This is a genomic window from Paenibacillus taichungensis, assembly GCF_050994985.1.
Classification (GTDB): Bacteria; Bacillota; Bacilli; order Paenibacillales; family Paenibacillaceae; genus Paenibacillus; species Paenibacillus taichungensis.
This window is the reverse complement of record NZ_CP194720.1, coordinates 3475010-3494757: the sequence shown is the minus strand read 5'-3', so window position 1 is coordinate 3494757 and position 19748 is coordinate 3475010. Positions and strand designations below refer to the sequence as shown.

The 19748-nt window shown below is 47.2% G+C and carries 20 protein-coding genes; 16 read left to right on the top strand and 4 right to left on the bottom strand.

Features of this window, described 5'->3' with window-relative positions:
* Positions 1-199 precede the first annotated feature (199 nt).
* Positions 200-496, top strand: coding sequence for a HesB/YadR/YfhF family protein (locus tag ACR1R9_RS15515; RefSeq protein ID WP_024630313.1), 297 nt, complete (start codon positions 200-202; stop codon positions 494-496).
* 71 nt (positions 497-567) lie between these two features.
* Complete coding sequence (locus ACR1R9_RS15510; protein ID WP_076289565.1) at positions 568-1017, top strand: NUDIX domain-containing protein; 450 nt, start codon at positions 568-570, stop codon at positions 1015-1017.
* Positions 1018-1142: 125 nt separating this feature from the next.
* On the opposite strand, the gene ACR1R9_RS15505 is transcribed toward ACR1R9_RS15510, so the two are convergent.
* From ACR1R9_RS15505 to ACR1R9_RS15495, 3 genes are all read right to left on the bottom strand, one after another.
* The gene (locus ACR1R9_RS15505) at positions 1143-1658 is read right to left on the bottom strand and encodes a hypothetical protein (RefSeq protein ID WP_063566333.1); all 516 of its coding nucleotides are present in this window, start codon (positions 1656-1658) and stop codon (positions 1143-1145) included.
* A gap of 185 nt (positions 1659-1843) precedes the next feature.
* A complete protein-coding gene (locus ACR1R9_RS15500) occupies positions 1844-2287 on the bottom strand; it encodes a DUF441 domain-containing protein (protein ID WP_076289566.1) in 444 nt (147 codons plus the stop codon).
* 5 nt (positions 2288-2292) lie between these two features.
* The gene (locus ACR1R9_RS15495; protein ID WP_076289567.1) at positions 2293-3291 is read right to left on the bottom strand and encodes a YpdA family putative bacillithiol disulfide reductase; all 999 of its coding nucleotides are present in this window, start codon (positions 3289-3291) and stop codon (positions 2293-2295) included.
* Positions 3292-3466: 175 nt separating this feature from the next.
* Between ACR1R9_RS15495 and ACR1R9_RS15490 the strand changes: the two genes are divergently transcribed.
* The 6 genes from ACR1R9_RS15490 (at position 3467) to ACR1R9_RS15465 (ending at position 8680) form a co-directional block, all read left to right on the top strand.
* The gene (locus ACR1R9_RS15490) at positions 3467-4060 is read left to right on the top strand and encodes a metalloregulator ArsR/SmtB family transcription factor (protein ID WP_076289568.1); all 594 of its coding nucleotides are present in this window, start codon (positions 3467-3469) and stop codon (positions 4058-4060) included.
* Positions 4061-4544: 484 nt separating this feature from the next.
* Positions 4545-5636 carry a ribosome small subunit-dependent GTPase A gene (gene rsgA, locus ACR1R9_RS15485; protein WP_246317981.1) on the top strand — a complete coding sequence of 364 codons (1092 nt, stop codon included), beginning with the start codon at positions 4545-4547 and terminating at the stop codon, positions 5634-5636.
* A 56-nt stretch (positions 5637-5692) separates the two neighbouring features.
* Complete coding sequence (locus ACR1R9_RS15480; protein ID WP_076289569.1) at positions 5693-6031, top strand: L,D-transpeptidase; 339 nt, start codon at positions 5693-5695, stop codon at positions 6029-6031.
* Positions 6032-6097: 66 nt separating this feature from the next.
* The gene (locus tag ACR1R9_RS15475) at positions 6098-6631 is read left to right on the top strand and encodes a GNAT family N-acetyltransferase (protein WP_175381324.1); all 534 of its coding nucleotides are present in this window, start codon (positions 6098-6100) and stop codon (positions 6629-6631) included.
* A gap of 172 nt (positions 6632-6803) precedes the next feature.
* Complete coding sequence (locus tag ACR1R9_RS15470; RefSeq protein WP_433923222.1) at positions 6804-8279, top strand: aldehyde dehydrogenase family protein; 1476 nt, start codon at positions 6804-6806, stop codon at positions 8277-8279.
* 248 nt (positions 8280-8527) lie between these two features.
* The gene (locus tag ACR1R9_RS15465) at positions 8528-8680 is read left to right on the top strand and encodes a hypothetical protein (RefSeq protein ID WP_170867771.1); all 153 of its coding nucleotides are present in this window, start codon (positions 8528-8530) and stop codon (positions 8678-8680) included.
* 125 nt (positions 8681-8805) lie between these two features.
* On the opposite strand, the gene ACR1R9_RS15460 is transcribed toward ACR1R9_RS15465, so the two are convergent.
* Entirely contained in the window at positions 8806-9045 is a 240-nt protein-coding gene (locus ACR1R9_RS15460) for a hypothetical protein (protein ID WP_063566326.1), read from the bottom strand.
* Between the two features lie 423 nt (positions 9046-9468).
* Between ACR1R9_RS15460 and ACR1R9_RS15455 the strand changes: the two genes are divergently transcribed.
* The 8 genes from ACR1R9_RS15455 to ACR1R9_RS15420 all read left to right on the top strand — a co-directional run bounded on the left by ACR1R9_RS15455 (position 9469) and on the right by ACR1R9_RS15420 (position 19610).
* A complete protein-coding gene (locus ACR1R9_RS15455; protein ID WP_053783884.1) occupies positions 9469-9789 on the top strand; it encodes a hypothetical protein in 321 nt (106 codons plus the stop codon).
* A 56-nt stretch (positions 9790-9845) separates the two neighbouring features.
* The gene (essC, locus tag ACR1R9_RS15450; RefSeq protein WP_433923223.1) at positions 9846-13850 is read left to right on the top strand and encodes a type VII secretion protein EssC; all 4005 of its coding nucleotides are present in this window, start codon (positions 9846-9848) and stop codon (positions 13848-13850) included.
* Between the two features lie 16 nt (positions 13851-13866).
* Positions 13867-14697, top strand: a complete 831-nt coding sequence (locus ACR1R9_RS15445; protein WP_109999890.1) for a hypothetical protein — start codon at positions 13867-13869, stop codon at positions 14695-14697.
* A gap of 6 nt (positions 14698-14703) precedes the next feature.
* Complete coding sequence (locus tag ACR1R9_RS15440) at positions 14704-15252, top strand: hypothetical protein (protein ID WP_063566322.1); 549 nt, start codon at positions 14704-14706, stop codon at positions 15250-15252.
* A gap of 194 nt (positions 15253-15446) precedes the next feature.
* Entirely contained in the window at positions 15447-15722 is a 276-nt protein-coding gene (locus ACR1R9_RS15435) for a WXG100 family type VII secretion target (protein WP_017689071.1), read from the top strand.
* 157 nt (positions 15723-15879) lie between these two features.
* Positions 15880-17970, top strand: coding sequence for a hypothetical protein (locus tag ACR1R9_RS15430; RefSeq protein WP_433923224.1), 2091 nt, complete (start codon positions 15880-15882; stop codon positions 17968-17970).
* Positions 17971-18003: 33 nt separating this feature from the next.
* Complete coding sequence (locus tag ACR1R9_RS15425) at positions 18004-18756, top strand: vWA domain-containing protein (RefSeq protein WP_064639011.1); 753 nt, start codon at positions 18004-18006, stop codon at positions 18754-18756.
* Between the two features lie 11 nt (positions 18757-18767).
* Positions 18768-19610 (top strand): protein phosphatase 2C domain-containing protein, encoded by an 843-nt coding sequence (locus ACR1R9_RS15420; protein ID WP_433923225.1) that lies wholly within the window; start codon positions 18768-18770, stop codon positions 19608-19610.
* Positions 19611-19748: the final 138 nt, after the last annotated feature.

Sequence of the window (19748 nt, the reverse complement as noted above, 5' to 3'; positions counted from 1 at the left end):
TAGATCTCGTATGTTTGCATCTTAACACCGAGTTTTACAATCTGTCAAACGTTTTTCCAAAACAGAAGATGCAGCGCAATGTGATGGAATTATGACAAGTAAATGAACTTTTTTTGCGTATTTGGGGTGGTTGAGGTTTGTAATCAGGCCATTGTAGCGATATGATGGAACATATATATAGAGAAGGAGCTGACACCAAATGAGTACCATACATGTATCTGACCGCGCTGCTCGCTGGTATAAGGAAGAACTGAATTTGAACGAAGGAGACAGCATTCGATTCTTCGCCCGTTATAGCTCCGGCGGAGGTCTTCATCCTGGCTTCTCCCTCGGAATCGCCGTGGAGGAACCGAGACATCCTGCTGATCAAACGAAGGTATCGGGTATCCAATTTTTTATGGAAGATCATGATTACTGGTATCTGAAAGGTCATCAACTTCATGTAGATGTTGTTGAAGAAGGACAGGATATCGAATATCGCTACACCGAGATTTAACGTAATATCTCTGCGTATATAGAATGGCTCATCACCGGTCGCACCGATTTTCGAACAGGAGGAGATACGACATGAATCCGCCAGCCCGAGATTTGGCCCAGTATATCGCGAATCGCTCTCATATTGTTGTTAAGGCGGCGGTTCGGGCCGAGAATGAACAAGGTGAATTATTGCTGATCCAGCATGCTGAACACGGACATTGGCGTATTCCTGCGGGACAGATGCGCCCGGGAGAAGCCATTGAGGACACCGCGCACAGGGAACTGTGGGAAGAGACGGGGTGGACCACCAATCATATGATACTTGAAGGTTTGCATTCCGGTCCGAATCTGAGACATTTGCATGCCAGTGGGGATGAAGAATATTTTGTGATTGCCATGTTCAGGGCACAAATTGTTCAGGATTCGCTTGTAGAATCACGAGTAAATAGCGAGGCCGGGCTGAAGTTTTTTGATCTCAAGTCATTGCCCAGGCTGAATGATCTTAGCCGCTTGCTGCTGAGGTCTTTCGAAATAGAATAAACGGAACAAAGAAGAAGCCTTTCCTGCCCGGAAGGCTTCTTCTTTGTTGTGGAAATCACAATCTAAATGGACCAATGTCCATGAGTAGGATAATCACTCTCGTGAATCAGCAGTTCCTGGCCTAACTAGACTTGATCAAGCGGTTCTTCATCATCCATCGCAAAATCAAAATCGTCAATATCGAAGACCTGCACGGGAGATGCCGATTCAATAATACGTGCGATCAATTCGACCTGATCGGTAAGTATAGGGGTATCCAGGCGCTGTGAAGTGAGAAGCAGCTCGGTCTCAATGGGATCAAAATATTCACCATATTGTGCGGTATCAACCGCATTAATAATGGCGATGGAGACCTGGTCACCGAACAAAATGGACGGACTTTTGGCCCAGGGAACAGCCAGGGCACGCTCTATTTTTTTCTTATTCAATGGTTCTTCAAAATAAGAAATCATTTCATTAATCTTGGATTTCACATGCTGGTCATCCGCCGGATTATCCATCAAAGGGTCAGGGCTGGTCTGAAATTCATATAACTCCAGGATGGTGGTGTAAGGAACAATATATTCAACAGGCGCCGGCGGCGCGAGTAATTGACCGTAAATTGCCACCATCACGGCTTCTGTAACAAACTGACGTGACATGGGTTCCTGAATCCTCCTGCGGCCATTAATAGTTGCGAGATGAATCAATTTTCTTTTGTATGATGGATCATCAAATTGATTTCTCTGCTATGGACTTTGGTGCTTGAATTGCATGAATAGAAGTATATCATACAACGGTGGGAAAAACAGCCAGTCCGCAGAAGGATGTCAAGTCCCAACTTTGATCATGATTTTCCGAGCAGTAAGGATAAAATTCCTGCTGCAATCAGGGGACCAACCGGTACACCTTTGAACAAGGCAACCCCAAGCACCGTACCAATAAGCAGCCCGGCAACGACGGTTGGCTGTGTACTCATCAGAGTAGCTCCTCGTCCTCCCAGATGGGCGACAAGTAATCCTACACCAATGGCGAGCAGCGATTTCCAGTGCAGAAAAGACTCTCCAATCGTCTGTAAACTGATTTTGCCGCTGGCGAGTGGTGCCATAACACCAATGGTCAGGACGATGATACCGATTGTAAGTCCATACTTTTCCAGCCACGGAAAAGCCTGATTAAGGTTCAGCACCCGCAGCAGCAACAGAAATACCATGGCTACGGTTACGGGTGTATTACTGCTGATAATACCTAGCGCGGCAAACACGAGCAACAGCAGTGAGGTCATATCCATCGATTTCATTCCCCTTCGGTCTGCCCGCGATGACGACCTACAATATGTTCTGCAATATATCTTCCATGCCAGCGCCCGGATTCAATAAACACTTCATTGGCATTGCGGCCTGAAGCGATTACTCCACCAACGTATACGCCTGGTACACTACTCTCCATTGTCTGTGGGTCATATACGGGTTTATCCATATCCTCAGACATCTCCACACCTACCGAAGAAAGCAGCTTGCGATCAGGACGGAAACCGGTCAAGGCCAGCACAAAGTCATTGTCGAGTTCACTTGTGGAGCCATCAGAATGGAGCAAACGAATGGAATCATCCAAAATTTCATTTACACGTGAGCCAAGGTGCAGTGAGATTTTGCCTTTTTGCACCATGCTTTCGAACAATGGACGAACCCATGGTTTAATATGTTCCGAAACACCGCTCCCACGATAAACCATGTCAATATGTGCACCGACACGAACCAGTTCCATGGCAGCATCGACAGCTGAATTACTGCCTCCAATAATGGCGACACGTGTGCGTGTGTAAGGATGAGCTTCACGGAAATAATGAGTGACTTTATCCTTGTCTTCGCCAGGGATGCCAAGATAGTTAGGGTGGTCAAAATAACCTGTAGCAACAACGACATTTCGTCCTTTATGAACGATTGTCTGCCCACGCCGATTGACCGTATGTACCTCGAACGTGCCATCGTCTTTACGTTTGATTTCTTGGGCTTCTTCATAGTTATGAACACGCAGGCCGAAATGTTCGGCTACCTTGCGATAATAGGCGAGTGCCTCGTAACGAAAAGGTTTGTCGTTCGGTGTGCTGAATGGAACATTCCCGATCTCAAGCAATTCCGCTGTACTGAAAAACTGCATATGGGTTGGATACAGATAAATAGATTGGACGATATTGTACTTCTCAACAATTACAGCGGACAGTCCCAGCCGCTCGCATTCAATGGCAGCAGATAGACCGCATGGGCCTCCGCCGATAATAATGACATCTTCCATGTTCTTAATCCTCCTTATTTCAAGCACTATAATCCTACCGTAAATATGGGTTTAATGCCAGTTCAAGAAGGATACGGACGTAAAGAATTGATCTTGATCCTGGGGAATTGACTTAAGAAAGGGAAAAGATTAATATCAAATTAGATGATTATCTAACGAAAGTGAGTTGAACGAAATGCAACTGGAGAAGATTGTGGCTTACCATAAAGCCCTGGCTGATCCGACTCGACTTCGGATGCTACTGCTGTTATCCCAGGGAGAACTGCATGGTCAAGCGCTTGCCGAGAAGCTTAACTTGTCTCAGCCAACCGTTACACATCATGCATCCAAGCTAAGAGAAGCAGCGCTAATCAAGGAACGCAGAGAGAAAAATACGGTGTTTTTCTCGCTCAATCCCTATTTTATCCGGGAGCACGCGCAGGCTTCAGTTGATTTTATTTTTAGACAAGAGGAGGTTGCCGATATGAGTGATGTGAATGAGACGCTGAAGGCATCTGTAATGCGGAATTTCTTCTCGAAGGATGGACGATTGCGTCAGATCCCGGCTCAATATAAGAAAAAGCTGATTGTACTGGGTCATTTGGTGGAGCAACTGGAATTCGGACGGAAATATACGGAGAAAGAGATCAATGCATTCATTCAAAACTATCATGAGGATTTTGCCACTATTCGTCGGGAGTTTATCATGCACCAGTTCATGTACCGGGAAGATGGGATCTATGAACTGAATCCGAAGGAAATGTGGACAAAATGGGATCAAGTGAAATAATTGAAAAATAATTAAACTTGACAAAAGCGGTTGAAGCTGTGTAACATGATGGATAATTCTACAAGGGAGGCGATGTTAAATGACAAATCTAATGGCAGTATACGTTAATTTGAATATGAACAGCGTCTCCGGAACGGATCAATGCATGTAATTTTTTACGGCAGTTGGACAGTATTGTTCGCAATATTGTCCATATGTACGTAACATAGGATAACATGCACAGATGAAGCCACGGGTGACGTACCCGTGGCTTTTTGTATGCCAAAAATGGGTTGTTTCTGGATAACGAGTATCGGATTGGCGTAATGATGCTTCTGATATGAATGCCATAAAAACAATCATCTATTCGGCTAACTTCTTGTTTCCGCGGGTGTATTGCCGATCGTGGCTTATTTGTTTTTGATACCGGACCGGAGCGTTCATTGTTGATTGTTGTCAATGTCAATAAAGGATAACACACCAATTATCGGGAGGAATTTTTATTTTGAATAACACGATGGAGAAATACGGCTGGTCTACAAAGTGGCAGGAGTTGTGGCAGCAGACGGGTATGGAAGAACAATTAAGAAAACCAGCAAGAATTATTGCGGATCACGGGCAATTGCTTCGCCTGATTACGGCTGAGGGAGAGTGCTGGGGACGGATATCGGGACGGATGCGTCATGATAATGAAGAGACTGGCATTGTACCAGCCGTTGGGGATTGGGTGGCTGTTACAGGGCAAGCTGGAGAAGAAGCCATCATTCACAGCATTGTGCCACGTCAGAGCAGGGTATCCAGACAAGCCGCTGGACCAGTGACCAAAGAGCAATTGATTGCGGCGAATGTGGATACATTGCTGATTGTTGCCGCTCTTAATCATGATTTTAATCTGAGACGGCTCGAAAGATACATTATGATGGCTTGGAATGGTGGAGTCAGACCTGTCATCATTCTAAGCAAAAGTGATCTGAGCGAGAATGTGGAAGAACAAATTTCGCTGGTGGAAGGTATTGCTCCTGGAATTGAAGTGTTGGCAATATCGGCTGTTCAGGATCAGGGCAAAACTTTACTTGAAAAATTTCTGTCTCCAGGCACAACGGTAGCCTTGACGGGTTCTTCCGGTAGTGGCAAGTCTACCCTGGTCAACTGGATGATGGGCGAAAGTGTACAGATTACGCAGGCCGTTCGTGAGGACGACAGCCGTGGACGACATACGACCACTCATCGGGAAATATTTGTACTGCCGCAGGGAGCAGTATTGATTGACACGCCGGGAATGCGTGAACTCAATCTGTGGGATGAAGGTCAGGATGGTTTGTCACATGCCTTTGGTGAAATTGAGCAGCTTGCAACGGAATGCAGGTTTCAGGATTGCACGCATACCCGGGAAGCCGGTTGCGCCGTGAAGGAGGCTATTCAGGAAGGTTCGTTGGATGAAAAAAGGCTGGGCAACTACTTGAAAATGCAAAAGGAACTGAAATTTCAGCAGCGCAAGGAAGATGCCGCATCTAAACGACGTACTGCTTCAAGCAAACCCGTCAGTTCACGCAAACCGAAACATGTCCGCAGTACAAAAGACTGGGAAGAGGCCTGAGACCAGGTGGGCATCCCTCTATATCCTGCATAGGATAGATTAGGAGGGATGCCATCATGCCAGATTACAGCATCATCGTGGACCTGTCGGATCATATGTTATATCTTTTGGATGGCTCACAGGTGGTTAAGGGCTATCCTGTCGCTATAGGCAAGGTGCTCACGCAGACGCCTAACGGCGTGTTTACGATTATTAACAAACAAGAGAACCCTGGAGGGCCATTTGGCGTTCTTTGGATGGGGTTGTCGGCGCCGCATTATGGGATTCATGGAACCAATGATCCTTCATCTATTGGCAAGTCCGTTTCTCATGGATGCATACGCATGTATAACTCGGATGTGCTGGACCTTTCTTCCAAAGTGTCAGTCGGTACACAAGTAACGATCCGGCCCTAGGGCCGGATTTATCTGATGAAGGGGATTGTAAAGTCACGGCTTGGCCGAGAGAAAGGGAGTAATAACATGCAAATCAGACCAGCGCGTGAAGGGGATGCGGAAGCCGTAGCCCATGTACATACAGAGAGTTGGAAGACAACATATCGAGGGATCGTGCCGGATGATTTTTTGGACAATCTGACTACAGAATCAAGGTTGTCCCAATGGGAACGAAATATCCGTTCTGGCGAAAAGGATCAGATTCTGGTGGTGGCTGAGCAGGAAGATGGGAAAATTGTCGGATTCGCCTGCGGTGGAAAGGAACGTGAAGGCAAATTGCCTTACGATGCTGAGTTGTATGCTATTTATTTACTGAAAGAAGTACAACAAACGGGTATCGGCCAGCAGCTGGCGAAACACGTCGTTCGTTATCTCCATTCCCTGGACATGAGAAACTTGTTGATCTGGGCACTGGAGCAAAATTCAGCCTGTCGTTTCTATGAAAAAATGGGCGGAATCCCTGTCCAAACACAGCAAATCCGAATTGGGGGTCAAGATCTGTTAGAGGTTGCTTATGGTTGGGAGGACTTGACTCTATTTGGAGAGAACGGTTCCCAGTAGTTGAATAAATGCAAATTTAGATTAATCTATTAGGCTTTGAGAAGCATCTTCCCTTCTGAGGATGCAAGGATTTCATCTGTTCTTCACGTTTGCGCAATCCTTAACAAGGTTAATGAACTACTACACCGTTTTGAGGTGAGATATTCAATCTTGATTGGGAGGCGTTATTCAGATGACTTTAATGGAGACAGAACATACAACATGGACGAAACAATTTATTAATGGCGAATGGGTAGAAGGCTCCGGCGAGAAAACAGTGGAAAATAAAAATCCGTATACGGGAGAGGTCATCGCAACCTGGCGATCCTCGAACAAGGAAGATATAGATCAGGCATATGAGGCGGCTCAAAAGAGTTTGATGGAATGGAAGAAATCCCTGCCGGCGGTAAAAGAAGGTGTACTCCGCAAAGTTTCGGCTCTAATGGTAGAGCGCAAAGAGGAAATTGTAAAACTGCTTATTACGGAGTCCGGGAGCACACGCATCAAGGCGGAGGCGGAGTTTGCTTCTGCGAAACGGATTGTGGATGAAGCAGCTTCGTTCCCTTATCGGATGAAGGGGGAGATTCTGCCCTCAAATACACCTGGGAAAGAGAATCGAGTTTTGCGTGAGCCCAAGGGAGTTATCGGCGTGATCGGCCCTTGGAATTTTCCTTTGCACCTGTGTCTGCGTTCCGTAGCTCCGGCTATTGCTCTGGGTAATGGAGTCGTTATTAAGCCTGCGTCCGATACGCCGATTACGGCTGGTTGGCTTATTGCTGATCTTTTTGAGCAGGCTGGATTGCCTGAAGGTGTACTGAATGTGGTTGCTGGAAGCGGGAGTGAGATTGGGGATTATTTTGTAGCGCATCCGGTACCCAAAGTCATTTCCTTTACTGGCTCCACAGAGGTGGGGCAGGGCATCGGTAAACTCGCAGGTGAGCATTTGAAAGAAACTGCGCTTGAACTTGGTGGGAACAATGCGATGGTTGTCCTGGAAGATGCGGATATCGAACGTGCTGCAGAGTCTGCGGTGTTCGGTAAATTCCTGCATCAGGGGCAAATCTGTATGGCACTTAATCGTATTATTGTGCATGCTGATATTTACGATAAGTTTGTGGAATCCTTTGTCGCCAAAACGAAAAAAATTCAGGCAGGTGATCCTTCGGATTCCCAAACGCTGGTAGGTCCGCTCATTCGTGAGAAGGAAGTGGAGCGCCTGCTGGACTTGATTAAGGGAGCCAAGGCAGAAGGAGCAAGATTGCTGCTGGGCGGTACTAGCAAAGGCAGTATGCTGGAGCCGACCATACTCGCAGATGTGAAACCGGAGCAGCATATTGTGCAACAGGAACTGTTTGGACCTGTCGCGGTATTAATGAAAGCGAAGGATGAGCAGGAGGCCGTGCGTTTGGCGAATGATACGCCTTATGGATTGAGCGGCTCCGTATTCACCGGAAATCTGGAGAGAGGGTATCAAGTTGCCCAGCAGATTGAATCGGGCATGGTGCATGTAAATGATCAATCCGTGAACGATGAGGCGCATGTGATGTTTGGTGGTGAGAAATCATCGGGTATTGGTCGTTTCGGTGGCGATTGGGCGATTGAAAAGTTCACACGGACTCGCTGGATCAGCATTCAGCATCAATATCGGGAATATCCCGGAGTTCAATAATTCGACAGTGAACATGGATTAGAAAACGTTCTGTTTTATAATCAGCTAGGGTTCGAGAAAGAGTGACAAAGATTGCGCAGAGTCCGCCACACACTTGATGAGGCGGCCTTTTGCATGTTTTTACACGTTTGAAAAACAGGCGAGGAAATGGTGTGAATAAGCTGTTTGGTATACCTGTAATCTGGTTATTTATGGATACACGGGCAGAACAGATCCGTAAATCCAATAGGTAAAGGGGCCTGAACTTCATGTCCATTGACCGTTTCATTCTGAGAAAGCTGAATACTTGTCAGGAAGAAAATACGCGTGATAATCTGGTTCGGTTGTTTGTCATTCGAATCCAAAAGGCCGAGATGGAAGAAGAACATGAAAATGCTTATGTCGTCAGCCGATTGCATTAGAAATAGATAAAAGAGATGTGGTACACAAAAAAGGAAGCTTGTCCTTAGCGGCAAGCTTCCTTTTCCTTATGTTCGCGAATGAATGAATTCGCAGTTTCCATGTTGAATTAAACAACTGACTCATCTTAATAAAGCGATAAGGCGAGGGAGTCATTTTCGCTACGGCTGTGAAGAATGGCTTCACCACCGACAATCTCAATACTAATCAAAGATTGCAGACATTTCTGTAAAGCACGTTTACCATTGCTAATCTTGTTCTCAAGTGCACTGCTAAGCAATCGTAGTGTCTTTTGTACAGGTTGTTTGTTTTCTTGATTGAAATATACAGGGATTGATTTGTTTTGAAAAGTTATTAGTGTTCTCACTAGAAATCACCTCACGAGAGTTATTTCTTACTGGTTATATTAAATTCCAATGCTTAAAATTACCTTAAAATCAGCTTATGAAAACATAAAGGTGAGCAATGTTTGAAAAGTGTTCACAATTCAATTGTGGGCGAAGCATTAAAAAGTCCCGAAAAATCAATTCGTAGCTCCCATTTATATGGAAGAAACACGCATAGTTTCGCATCCTTGCAATAATTAACGTGACTACTGCCTCGAAAGTTCTGAGTCGAATGGACGATATTTTAATATATACGTGGGTCATATGTAACAAAATTACAGGTTGCACATTGCAAACAGGGTGTTTATGTAAGAAAATAGGGATGGAATAGCGTTTCATCTGCATTATTTTGATTTAATTTGACACTAGGACAATTTACATATGAGACCATGGGAGGGATTATTTTGATTCTTACCGTGTATTCCGGCCGGGAGGAAGGCGAGTGGTTCGACATCGAGGTCCCGGATGAATGTACTATTGAACATCTGAAGACATTGCTGGGGGTCCGTATTTTCGGTCAGGCACCGGGAGAGGGCATTCAGTACATCCTTGAAGCCAAATTTCCGGAAGGGTTGTGGTTCTCGCCACAGAACACACAACAGTTAATGGAAACAGGGCTGCGTCAAGGAAGTTGTGTACGGGTCCAGCGGGCGTTTTCCACCACTTCTGAAGAAGCGCCGGTGTATGGAAGACGTTCATTGTTTCAGCAGGACAGCAACGAATGAACAATCTGAACGTATATATTGTTTACGGCAATGAAATATAAGGAGGTCTTCTCTTCGTGAATGTGTTATATCAGCGTTCTCCAAGAATGACACCGGTTCTCAAGGAAGAAAGGCTGGAAATTCTAAGGCCTCCTGCAGAACCAAACAAACCTACATTTTCAATGATTTCTATTATTGTACCGATCATGATGACGATGGTCAGCATCGGTTTCTACGTATATATCAATATGAGCGGCAAAATGAACAATAGCAATTATATGATGTTTCAGATGATGACGGTTATGATGATGCTTACTTCATACACGATTCCGTTTTTTGTATATCTGAGCAACAAGAAGTCCTATCGCAAAAAGTTGGAAGAGCGTACTACCATGTATCGTGCACAACTGGAGAAACATCGTGAAGAGCTGAAGGAAGCTCAAGCGGAGCAAGTGAAGAGTCTGTATGAAATTCATGGGGATCCCAATGTATGTCTTCAGTTGGTGAAGAATCGCAACAGTTCGTTATGGGAACGTTCCCCGGAAGATGATGACTTCTTGCAGGTGCGAATCGGCACAGGCGAAATTCCGTTTCGAATCAAACTTCAGGTTCCTCGTGTGGACGGTTATGAAAAGGATGAGTTAATTGAAGCGGCTCATGAATTGGCAGCTGAGTTCGAGACGGTGCCCGAAGCATCGATTACACTGCCCTTATTTCAGTCGAAAGTGATGGGGTTGGTCGGCAATCGTGAGGAAGTACTCGCTTCATTGCGCGTAATTATTTCACAACTGACCGTCCGTCATTCACCGGATGAATTAAAGATTGCTGCCTTTTATGAAGAAAAGGAATCCAAGGAATGGGATTGGCTGCGCTGGTTGCCCCACATTTGGGATGAAGATCAGGGACAACGCTATATGGCCGACAGGCACAGCGGTGCGCATCAATTGGCGGACAGCTTGTTTTCCGTGTTGAACCGACGGCGCAATAATAAGGAAGATCGCTACAAGAAAACCGTGCAAACTCCTTGTTATGTGGTGGTTCTCTCGGATACGCAATTAATAGAAGAAGAGCCGTTGCTTCCCCTGCTGCTGGAATCAGCTCAGGAGATCGATGTATGTACCATCATATTGGCAAACCGTAAGGAATCGCTACCCATGCATTGTCAGTTAATTATGGAGGCTTCCAAAGGCAAGGGGCTTTATATCAAAAAAACCGAGGATGCTGACGTGATCAGGCAAACATACACGCCAGATGTGATTTCCAGAGAGTCCGCAGAGGCGCTCTCGCGTTATATGTCACCGATTCGTCTGAAACGTTCATCCGCTTCGGATATACCTCAGGTGCTTCCGTTGTTCGACATGTTAAGCACATCACGAGTAGAGGATCTGGATGTGGTCACACGCTGGAGCCAGACACGATATCCGGACACACTTCCCGTACCTATGGGCGTGCGAGCTGGCGGCAAGAAAATTGCGATTAACTTACATGATAAAATCGAACGTCAGGGGCACGGCCCACATGGTCTGATCGCAGGGACAACGGGTTCGGGCAAAAGTGAAGTCATCCAGTCAATTGTGGCTTCTCTGGCTGCCGAGTTCCATCCACATGATCTGGCTTTTATGTTAATTGACTATAAGGGCGGAGGCATGTCGAATACATTTGTGGGCTTGCCTCACGTCGTCGGCACGATCACCAATCTGGATGGGAATTTGATTGAACGAGCCAATATCTCACTGCGGGCCGAACTGGTCAGAAGGCAAAAAATATTAAATGATGCAGGAAATCTCCAGCACATTGATGAGTATTACAAAATTCTGCGTTCCAGACATGAACAGCCGTTGCCGCACTTAGTTATCATCATTGATGAGTTTGCGCAATTGAAGCGGGATCAGCCGGAGTTCATGGATGAATTAATCAGCATAGCGGCCATCGGTCGGACACTGGGTGTACATCTTATATTGGCAACTCAGAAGCCTGCAGGTGTGGTCGATGATAAAATCTGGAGCAATTCGCGTTTCCGTATCTGTCTTCGCGTTCAAAGCGAAGGGGACAGTCGGGATATGATCAAAATTCCGAATGCGGCCTGGATCACCAAGCCTGGTCGTGGATATTTCCAGGTAGGCAGTGATGAAGTATTTGAGGAAATGCAATTCGCCTGGAGCGGTGCGCCGTATAATCAGCAGGAAGATACAACGACGGTACTGCCTGTTATGGAAGTTCGTTTGAATGGGAAACGGGAACCACTATTGACTGGAGAGCGCAGGGCTGTGCTCAAAGGGGAGGATGCGCCCAAGCAGCTTCAGGTATTTATTGATTATGTGGCAGAAGCGGCAGCAGAGGCGGGGATCACCCGATTACCTGGGCCCTGGTTGCCACCCTTGCCTGAGACACTGGAATGGGAAAGCCTCAATGACTGGCAGGAAGAAGAGAATCGTGAAGTATTGCTTGACGGCGGTGCCGCTGGCCTGAAACCTATAGTTGGCCTGCTGGATGATCTGCCTAATCAACGACAGCAGCCGCTCGCACTTCCGGTGGATCAGGGACATCTGGTTGTATACGGTATGCCAGGTCTGGGGAAAACGACGTTTGTGCAAACCTTGTTGATGTCACTGGCCCGTTCTAAACGGACTGAACCTTGGCATGGCTATATTATTGATATGGGGCGGATGATGAAGGATTTCGCAGGTTTGCCTCAGATCGGTGCGGTAATGATGTCTGAAGAGGAAGATCGGATCAAGCGGTTATTCCGATACATCCTGAAACTGTGTGCACAACGCAAGGACATGATCTCGGAAGCTGGGGTTAAGACAATATCAGCTTATCGTCGTACAGCTCATGCAGCCGTGCCGCAGATTGTAGTTGTTATCGATGGTTATCTTTCTTTCCGAAATGCGTATCCCGAGGAGAATGAACTTCTGGAAACGATTCTTCGTGAAGGCGGCAGTTTGGGAATCACATTTATTCTCACGGCCAACCGTGTTACGGATGTATTTGAAAAATTCAGAAGTAATATTCCTAATGCGGTTTCGTTTGAATTATCTGATCCAAGCGACTATTATTACGCAGTGGGTCGGCCGTCCAAGGCACCTAGCCAGCTTCCACCTGGAAGAGGACTAGTCAAAGGACAGGTTCCTCCATTGATGTTCCAGGCGGCTTTGCCGTCATCCGGAGCAGATGAAGGCAAGCGTTCTTCCGCTCTGCGCCGCATGATTGCAGAGATCAGAGAAAGCTGGAACGGAGAAGAAGCGCCGCAGATTGCGCCGCTCCCGGAAGAGGTTAAGCTCAAAGATGTGCTTATCCGTACAGGAACCTTCGGGCAAGTCGGAGACGTATCATCCTTAACAGTACCCGTAGGTTTGCTGACTGATGATCTTGAACCCTTCCAGCTGAATTTGCGTGAAGGGCCACATTTCATGGTTGCGAGTCCGATGGAAGGTGGCAAAACGACATTTTTGCTGACCTGGATGTTATCACTTGCCTATCATGCGTCTCCTGAAGACGTGCAAATATACACGGTAGATATGCGGTATGGTTCCGGAGGACTGGGGGAAATCAGCAGTTTGCCCCATGTCCGCGGACATGTATCCCGTGAAGAACAGCTTGCACCTGTGATCCAACAGTTGTACGATGAAGTTCTAAAAAGAGGCGAGTTAACCGGTGGACCGGAGATCGTTCTTGTTATTGACGATGCGGATACGTTATCCAAGCAATTAAATGATTTTAACGTGAAGGATCAATTGGGAGCGATCGTTCGTCAAGGACGAGATCGAGGTATACATGTGATTCTGTCAGGAGTTCCGGCAGACTTTCCAACCTTTGGTTCTGACTGGGTGAACGATGTGAAGGCTTCCCAGAGCGGATTGTTGTTCGGGACTTTAGACCCTAATGATCTCTCGTTCTTCCGTATTCCTTATTCGGAATCCGGTGGGAGTTCAAATGGGCTGAAGGTACTGCCTCCGGGTCAAGGTTATTATGTTAAACGTAAATATTCCAGGGTTAAAGGTGCAATTCCATGTGATGGCACCTGGAAAATGACTGATTGGATTTCTGAAATTCGTGACCGATGGCATGTTGTAGTTTGAGGGGAGGTGGCTCATAATGTTGACGGTTCATGATTCCAAGCAAAAGGTAGTCACTTTGCAAATAAAAGAGCTTTTTTTCCTGGCCGGGATTCTCGGTTCAGACCGATTGCTTGGCGTGGAAGATCCGTTCCGCGGATATATGGCGGAAGACATTGCTTTGGAGTGGGAACGTGTGAAAACATCCCTGCTTGACAAAGGATATCTGATTCAGGATCAGGACAGCAATGAGCTGATCATGACACCGACCGTTTTCTCCAGGGTAGCCATTGCGGGACTGTCCGACAGGGCTTGCTGGATTCGCTACACGCACAGCGGCAAGTCGTATGAAAGTTATGTGCACTGCACGGATGAACGGGTCGTTGAAGTATCTCGTGTTGCAGACGAACCGGATTCGTTCCGGCTGAGTGATTTGGGGAATGTTCGTGAAGCGATTGATTTTCTGATTCAACGGATGAATTGGAGTGGTCATTCTCCGGCGGAAAAGCCGGCTCTGATGTGCTCCAAGAAAAAATTCTATGATGTGATGAATGATCTGAAGAACAAAGAATTACAGGCAGTGGCTGATGAGTTGGTACAAGAGACGAGCGATCCCGAGGGGTCACTTGCGCTTGCGCGCTGTCTGGTGAACAAGGAATCAGAAGGAGAACTGCGGTTGCTTGTATGGAACGGAGAAGGATGGAAATCACAGTCTGCGGCTTTTGCTGCAAGTACGGTATCCAACTGGCTGTTTCGCATGAGTACTGCGGCCTCGGATGATTGGCTTGTTGCAGCACTGACGACGAGAGAACAGTTTCACGAGATGCTGCTGGACTGGCTTAAACAGCCTGCAGGGGAAGAGGAAAGGTGATGGTAAATGCGCATTCGTGTGGAACCGGATGTGCTTCGGGCACTGAGCAGGCAGATTCAGTATGCGGCGGAGCAAATACAACAAAAGATGACAGTATTGGATCAGGCCATTCATTCGTTGGAGTGGGATCTTGAAGCCCGCGCCGCGATCATGAATGAATGGAATCACAGTAAGCGACTCTGCGAAGCGGCAGTACGTCGTTTTATGGACTTGAGCGTACAGCTGGGACGCAAGGCCTTGTTATTCCAGCAGGTGGACATGGAGTATCGTACAGTGTTGAGTCATGTGAACACAGCCTATGGCAATGCGGTCAATATGTTGAATGTTCTTCAGACGGAGCGTGCAGGGGAGATTATGCCTGCGCATTCGGCAACTGCTGCTGTTGTATCCGATCCATTTTCCGCGGTAGCGGCAGTGTACCGTGTACAGGATGCCGCACCGCCTGATGGCTCACCGGCGACCCTGATTCAGGCTATGCAGCCTGAACCTGTGGCGTGGAGATTCACAGATCCCTCCTTTCGTGGGAGAAGAGGAACCGAACCTGTGGTTTCCTGAGCTCACGGAGGACAAGGTTGAATAAGCAAGACAGCAGAAAGTGAATTTTTTTATAAATAGGCTGTTAGGGGAAGTTTCGAATGCCAAAAATGGGGTAAATAGGATTAGGTCCTTCGGCTTTTGTCCGATCGATCCTTGTATAGTACAATTTGAACAAGCGAATTTAATTGCACAAACCAAGGAGGAATTTACAAATGGCAGGACGTATTTTAGTTACCCCAGAACAGCTTGATCAGGTTTCCAACCAATTTAAACAAAGCGGTGAGCAAAGTCAGCAAATCGTTTCTACATTGACTCAATCCATCACAAGCATGGAAGGACAATGGGAAGGTATGACGAAGCAACGCTTCTTCCAGGAATTCCAGGAAGCTAGCAAACAAATGCAATCTTTCGTTCAGACGCTGAATAGCATCAGCGCGGAACTGACGGCTATTGCCAACAAATTCCGTACGGCTGACCAAGCTCGCTAATCTGCGATACATAGTTCGGGCAGGTTCCATATCCGAATTCGCCCAGAATCATATGCAGGAAGCAAGCTGAAGATTTACAACTACAGCAAAAACCGGGCGTTTTCACAACACCCGGTTTTTGTTGCACTATGACAGAATGACAGAGAGAGGGATGAGCATGTCTTTTCAACCAAATCCCGGGGATGAAGTGGTGATTAACGACATTGCCTATATCATTGGGCAGCATCCGGCTGCACCTGGCCTGGCTTACGCCCAAGCTGGAAGGCAGGGTATCGTCTATCAGTTGTTACCCCGTAACGGTTCCATAAGTGGGGCTAAAGCACTAAAAGTATTTTTTCCTAAATTCCGTATCCCGGCTATGGTGTATCAGTCTGAGCATATGGAGTCTTATAGTGAACTGCCAGGTTTGCAGGTATGCAAGCGTGATGTGCTCACTCCGGAAAGAAACGGAGCGCTCATTGGAGAACATCCTGATCTGTTGTATGCGGTATTGATGCCGTGGGTGCATGGTCTGACCTGGTTCGATGTAATCAGCGATCAGAAGCAGCTGACAGCAGAGGAAAGTCTGAAGCTGGCGAGAGCTCTGGCCGGGACCGGTTCAGCCATGGAACAGCGTGGGCTGGCTCATTGTGATTTGTCCGCACCCAATGTGATGATTCCGTTTTTTTCCGAAGTGGAGAACCTGCGAGGGGTTTCAGCAGTAGAACTGGTAGACGTTGAACAGATGTACGGTTCCAGAATGGATCGTCCGGATGCTTTGCTTGCCGGCTCACCGGGCTATGCGGCCCATCGGACAGTGAACAGCGGTTTGTGGAGTGCGTATGCCGATCGTTTTGCCGGAGCAGTTATCATTGCTGAGATGTTAAGTTGGTCTGATGCAGCGATTGTGGAAAAAGCATGGGGAGAAAGTTATTTTGACCAGCACGAAATGCAGACGGTAAATGAACGTTATTATGCCATGAGAGAATCGCTCCAGAAGCGCTGGGGCTCCAAGGTGTCAGATCTGTTTATTCGTGCCTGGGAGAGTCATGATCTCAGCAGCTGCCCTACGTTTGGCGAATGGTTTGTGGCGCTGGCTGCTGTGGATATCCATCTGGCAAGCGCAGCATCTGTTGAAGAATCTGAAGTTAAGGTTTCAGACCAGACAAATGCAGTCGAGACGAACCCGATTAAAGGGACAGGAGCAGGAAACGGTATATCGGATAAACAGGGAATTATGGATCAGAACGTGCCCGCCACGGAACCTTCACCTGGTCAGGAAGCGGTAGTCAATCGTCTCTTCCTTCAGGCGAGAGCATTGGAGGATGAAGGCAAACCGGCTGCGGCGCTCGAAGTGTATCGTTCACTACATCATTTCATTCCGGATAACAGTGCGATGCAGGTGGAAGTTGAGGCTGCGATTCAAGAGCTGGACGCGAAGCTAAATCCCAAGCATGATGATGCAGCTCAGCCAGCCAAGATACCTTTTTACCGATCCAAAAAGTTTATGATTTCTTCGGCGGTGCTGATTGTTCTGCTAGCTGGAACCGTACCAACGGTTAAAATATTGGCCGATCAGGCTGAGGTTAAACAGAAGGAGCAGGCGGCGGCTGCCAAGCAGGCCGAACAAAAGGTTGCGGAAGAGGCCGAAGCTGCGAGGCTGACTGCTCTGAAGCAGCAGGAAGAAGAAAAGAAACAAAAAGCGGCAGATGCGGCGAAACTGGATGCAGAGGAAAAGAAAAAGCTGGCTGAAGCGGAGAAAAAGAAGGCAGAGGCCAAGAAGAAAGAAGAAGAGCGTAAAGCACTTCAGGCCAAGTATGATAAGCAAGCGAAATATGAGGCTTATCTGGCCAAGCAGAAACAACAGAAGCTTGAAGCAGCCAAGAAGGCTGAACAGGAAAAGTACGACAAACAGGCGAAATATGAGGCTTATCTAGTCTGGAAAAAAGAAAATGACGCCAAAATTGCGAAGCAGGAAGCGGAGCGTAAGGCAGCAGCCGAGGCTCAGCGCAAACAGGAGGCGGCTCAGAAAGCTGCGCTCAAGAAAAAACGTGCCCAGAATGTCGTCACACTGATTGCCCATTACAATAAAGCGTATAATGCGCAAAAAGGCAGAAAAATTGAGAATGCCGAATCCTACGCGCGTGATTTTAAAAATCTGTACAATACCGATGCTACCTATTTCAAAGGTGTAGGTAAAGTGGCAGCACGAATGAATGCAATCAATAAATTCCTAAGCAATACGGATTATACATTACCCAACTTGTAAAATAACGTCAACGACGGAGGTGACACATCCCAGATGAACTATACTATTCAAGCATCCCAGCGCACACCCGCACTGATTATCTATCTAATTGATATTAGCGCCTCCATGAACATGGTTCTGGACAACCGTCGGCGGATTGATGTCGTCTATGATGCCTTATCTTTGGCTATTCGCCAAATGGTGTTTCGTTCGACCAAGGGCAACCGACTGACACCCCGTTACAGGATCGCGATTCTGGCATACAGCGACGATGTGTACGATCTGTTGAACGGGATAAAAGGAATTGACGAGATCGCTGCTGTAGGTTCCTTACCCGACTTAACACCGAAAAGATTCTCGGATTCAGCGAAAGCTTTCTTGCAGGCCGAGAAAATTCTGCAGGCTGAAATTCCAAATATGCAGGATTGTCCTGCACCGCTTGTATGTCATATGACCGATGGGGTAGCTACAGGCGAAGATCCGGAGCCCATTGCCAAAAGAATCATGGGTATGAGCGTGCCTGATGGCAATGTACTCGTCGAGAATATTTTTATATCCGATCATCTGCTGGAGGGCCCCATTCCGGAGCCGCGAAGATGGAAGGGAATATCCCAGGAGACAGTCCTCCAGGATGAACATGGGGAAAAGCTGCGCAATATGTCCTCGGTTCTGCCGGAAAGTTATCGTGAAATGCTGGTTGAGGCGGATTATTTGCTTTCACCTGGTGCATTGATGATGCTTCCTGGTACTTGTGCAGAACTGGTATCCATCGGGTTTCAGATGTCCGCTGCTACGCCTGTGAGATAGGAGGGGAAATCATGAGAGCGATGCGTTTGGCAACATTGTCTGCTGGAGATAAGGGAAGCCGTGCGGACCATTATCAGGGCAACTTTCGCTATGTGAGTGTCCAGACCAGGGAACAGCCGTTGACCCGATATCAAGGTACTTTCAAGTGCAGGTACGGTTATGGAAGAGCGGCGGAGACTGTTAATCAAGGAGACACCGGACAGGATTTTGCTGCTGTTCGCATGAATGGTAATGTATGTACTTTCGTATTATGTGATGGGGTAGGCATGAGTTACCTTGGTGATTTTGCTGCACGCTTTCTGGGGAACGCCTTGTTGGAATGGCTGGAAACGACACAGCATCCTTCTTTGGATACTATGGAGCGTCTGCTTCATGATTTGACCGGTCCGGCATCCGAACAGCTGGAGAAGTTGCAGCCTTTGGAAAATTCACCTGTACTGCTGCGGGAAGTGCTGATGGAGAAGCGGAGCAAGGGAAGTCAGGCCATGTATGTGTGTGGACGCATCGAGCTCTCGGCGGGCAATCGAAAAAGCAAAGTTTGGCTAGCCTGGCAAGGGGACTCCCGCATCCGTCTCTGGCGTAACGGTCAAGAACAATCGGCAGCATTTCAGGTGAACTGCCGTACGAATGAACGTTGGTCTACACTGGAGGGTCCGGTTGGTGGCCAACCGCATATCTATGAGGCTAAACTGTCTGCCAATGAAGTAGTTCGTCTTCAACTGTACACGGATGGCCTGAATGACCTGGATGCGATTCAGGCTTATATACCAGATGAGCACATCCAGGTACTGCTGGATGCCAGACATACCGGTGGGCTTGAAGATGATGCCGCTTTCATTGAGCTGGAATGGTAAGGTCGGGTGAAGCATTACGGGATGATCTGATCATGCTACTAAAAATGGTGAGCCTCAACTGCGAAAAAACTTATCCGTATTGATTTAAAAGACACTCTTTTTGGGTAATCTTGTGAAGAATCTACTTACAGATATTGC

Excerpts from the sequence above, each read along its gene's own strand:
- ACR1R9_RS15490 (WP_076289568.1), top strand. The coding sequence starts at position 3,467 with ATGCAACTGGAGAAGATTGTGGCTTACCATAAAGCCCTGGCTGATCCG.
- ACR1R9_RS15445 (WP_109999890.1), top strand. The coding sequence starts at position 13,867 with ATGTTGACGGTTCATGATTCCAAGCAAAAGGTAGTCACTTTGCAAATA.
- ACR1R9_RS15510 (WP_076289565.1), top strand. The coding sequence starts at position 568 with ATGAATCCGCCAGCCCGAGATTTGGCCCAGTATATCGCGAATCGCTCT.
- ACR1R9_RS15435 (WP_017689071.1), top strand. The coding sequence starts at position 15,447 with ATGGCAGGACGTATTTTAGTTACCCCAGAACAGCTTGATCAGGTTTCC.
- ACR1R9_RS15420 (WP_433923225.1), top strand. The coding sequence starts at position 18,768 with ATGAGAGCGATGCGTTTGGCAACATTGTCTGCTGGAGATAAGGGAAGC.
- ACR1R9_RS15505 (WP_063566333.1), bottom strand. The coding sequence starts at position 1,658 with ATGTCACGTCAGTTTGTTACAGAAGCCGTGATGGTGGCAATTTACGGT.
- ACR1R9_RS15495 (WP_076289567.1), bottom strand. The coding sequence starts at position 3,291 with ATGGAAGATGTCATTATTATCGGCGGAGGCCCATGCGGTCTATCTGCT.
- ACR1R9_RS15465 (WP_170867771.1), top strand. The coding sequence starts at position 8,528 with ATGTCCATTGACCGTTTCATTCTGAGAAAGCTGAATACTTGTCAGGAA.
- ACR1R9_RS15430 (WP_433923224.1), top strand. The coding sequence starts at position 15,880 with ATGTCTTTTCAACCAAATCCCGGGGATGAAGTGGTGATTAACGACATT.
- ACR1R9_RS15425 (WP_064639011.1), top strand. The coding sequence starts at position 18,004 with ATGAACTATACTATTCAAGCATCCCAGCGCACACCCGCACTGATTATC.
- ACR1R9_RS15470 (WP_433923222.1), top strand. The coding sequence starts at position 6,804 with ATGACTTTAATGGAGACAGAACATACAACATGGACGAAACAATTTATT.
- ACR1R9_RS15480 (WP_076289569.1), top strand. The coding sequence starts at position 5,693 with ATGCCAGATTACAGCATCATCGTGGACCTGTCGGATCATATGTTATAT.
- ACR1R9_RS15440 (WP_063566322.1), top strand. The coding sequence starts at position 14,704 with ATGCGCATTCGTGTGGAACCGGATGTGCTTCGGGCACTGAGCAGGCAG.
- ACR1R9_RS15515 (WP_024630313.1), top strand. The coding sequence starts at position 200 with ATGAGTACCATACATGTATCTGACCGCGCTGCTCGCTGGTATAAGGAA.
- ACR1R9_RS15475 (WP_175381324.1), top strand. The coding sequence starts at position 6,098 with ATGCAAATCAGACCAGCGCGTGAAGGGGATGCGGAAGCCGTAGCCCAT.
- ACR1R9_RS15500 (WP_076289566.1), bottom strand. The coding sequence starts at position 2,287 with ATGGATATGACCTCACTGCTGTTGCTCGTGTTTGCCGCGCTAGGTATT.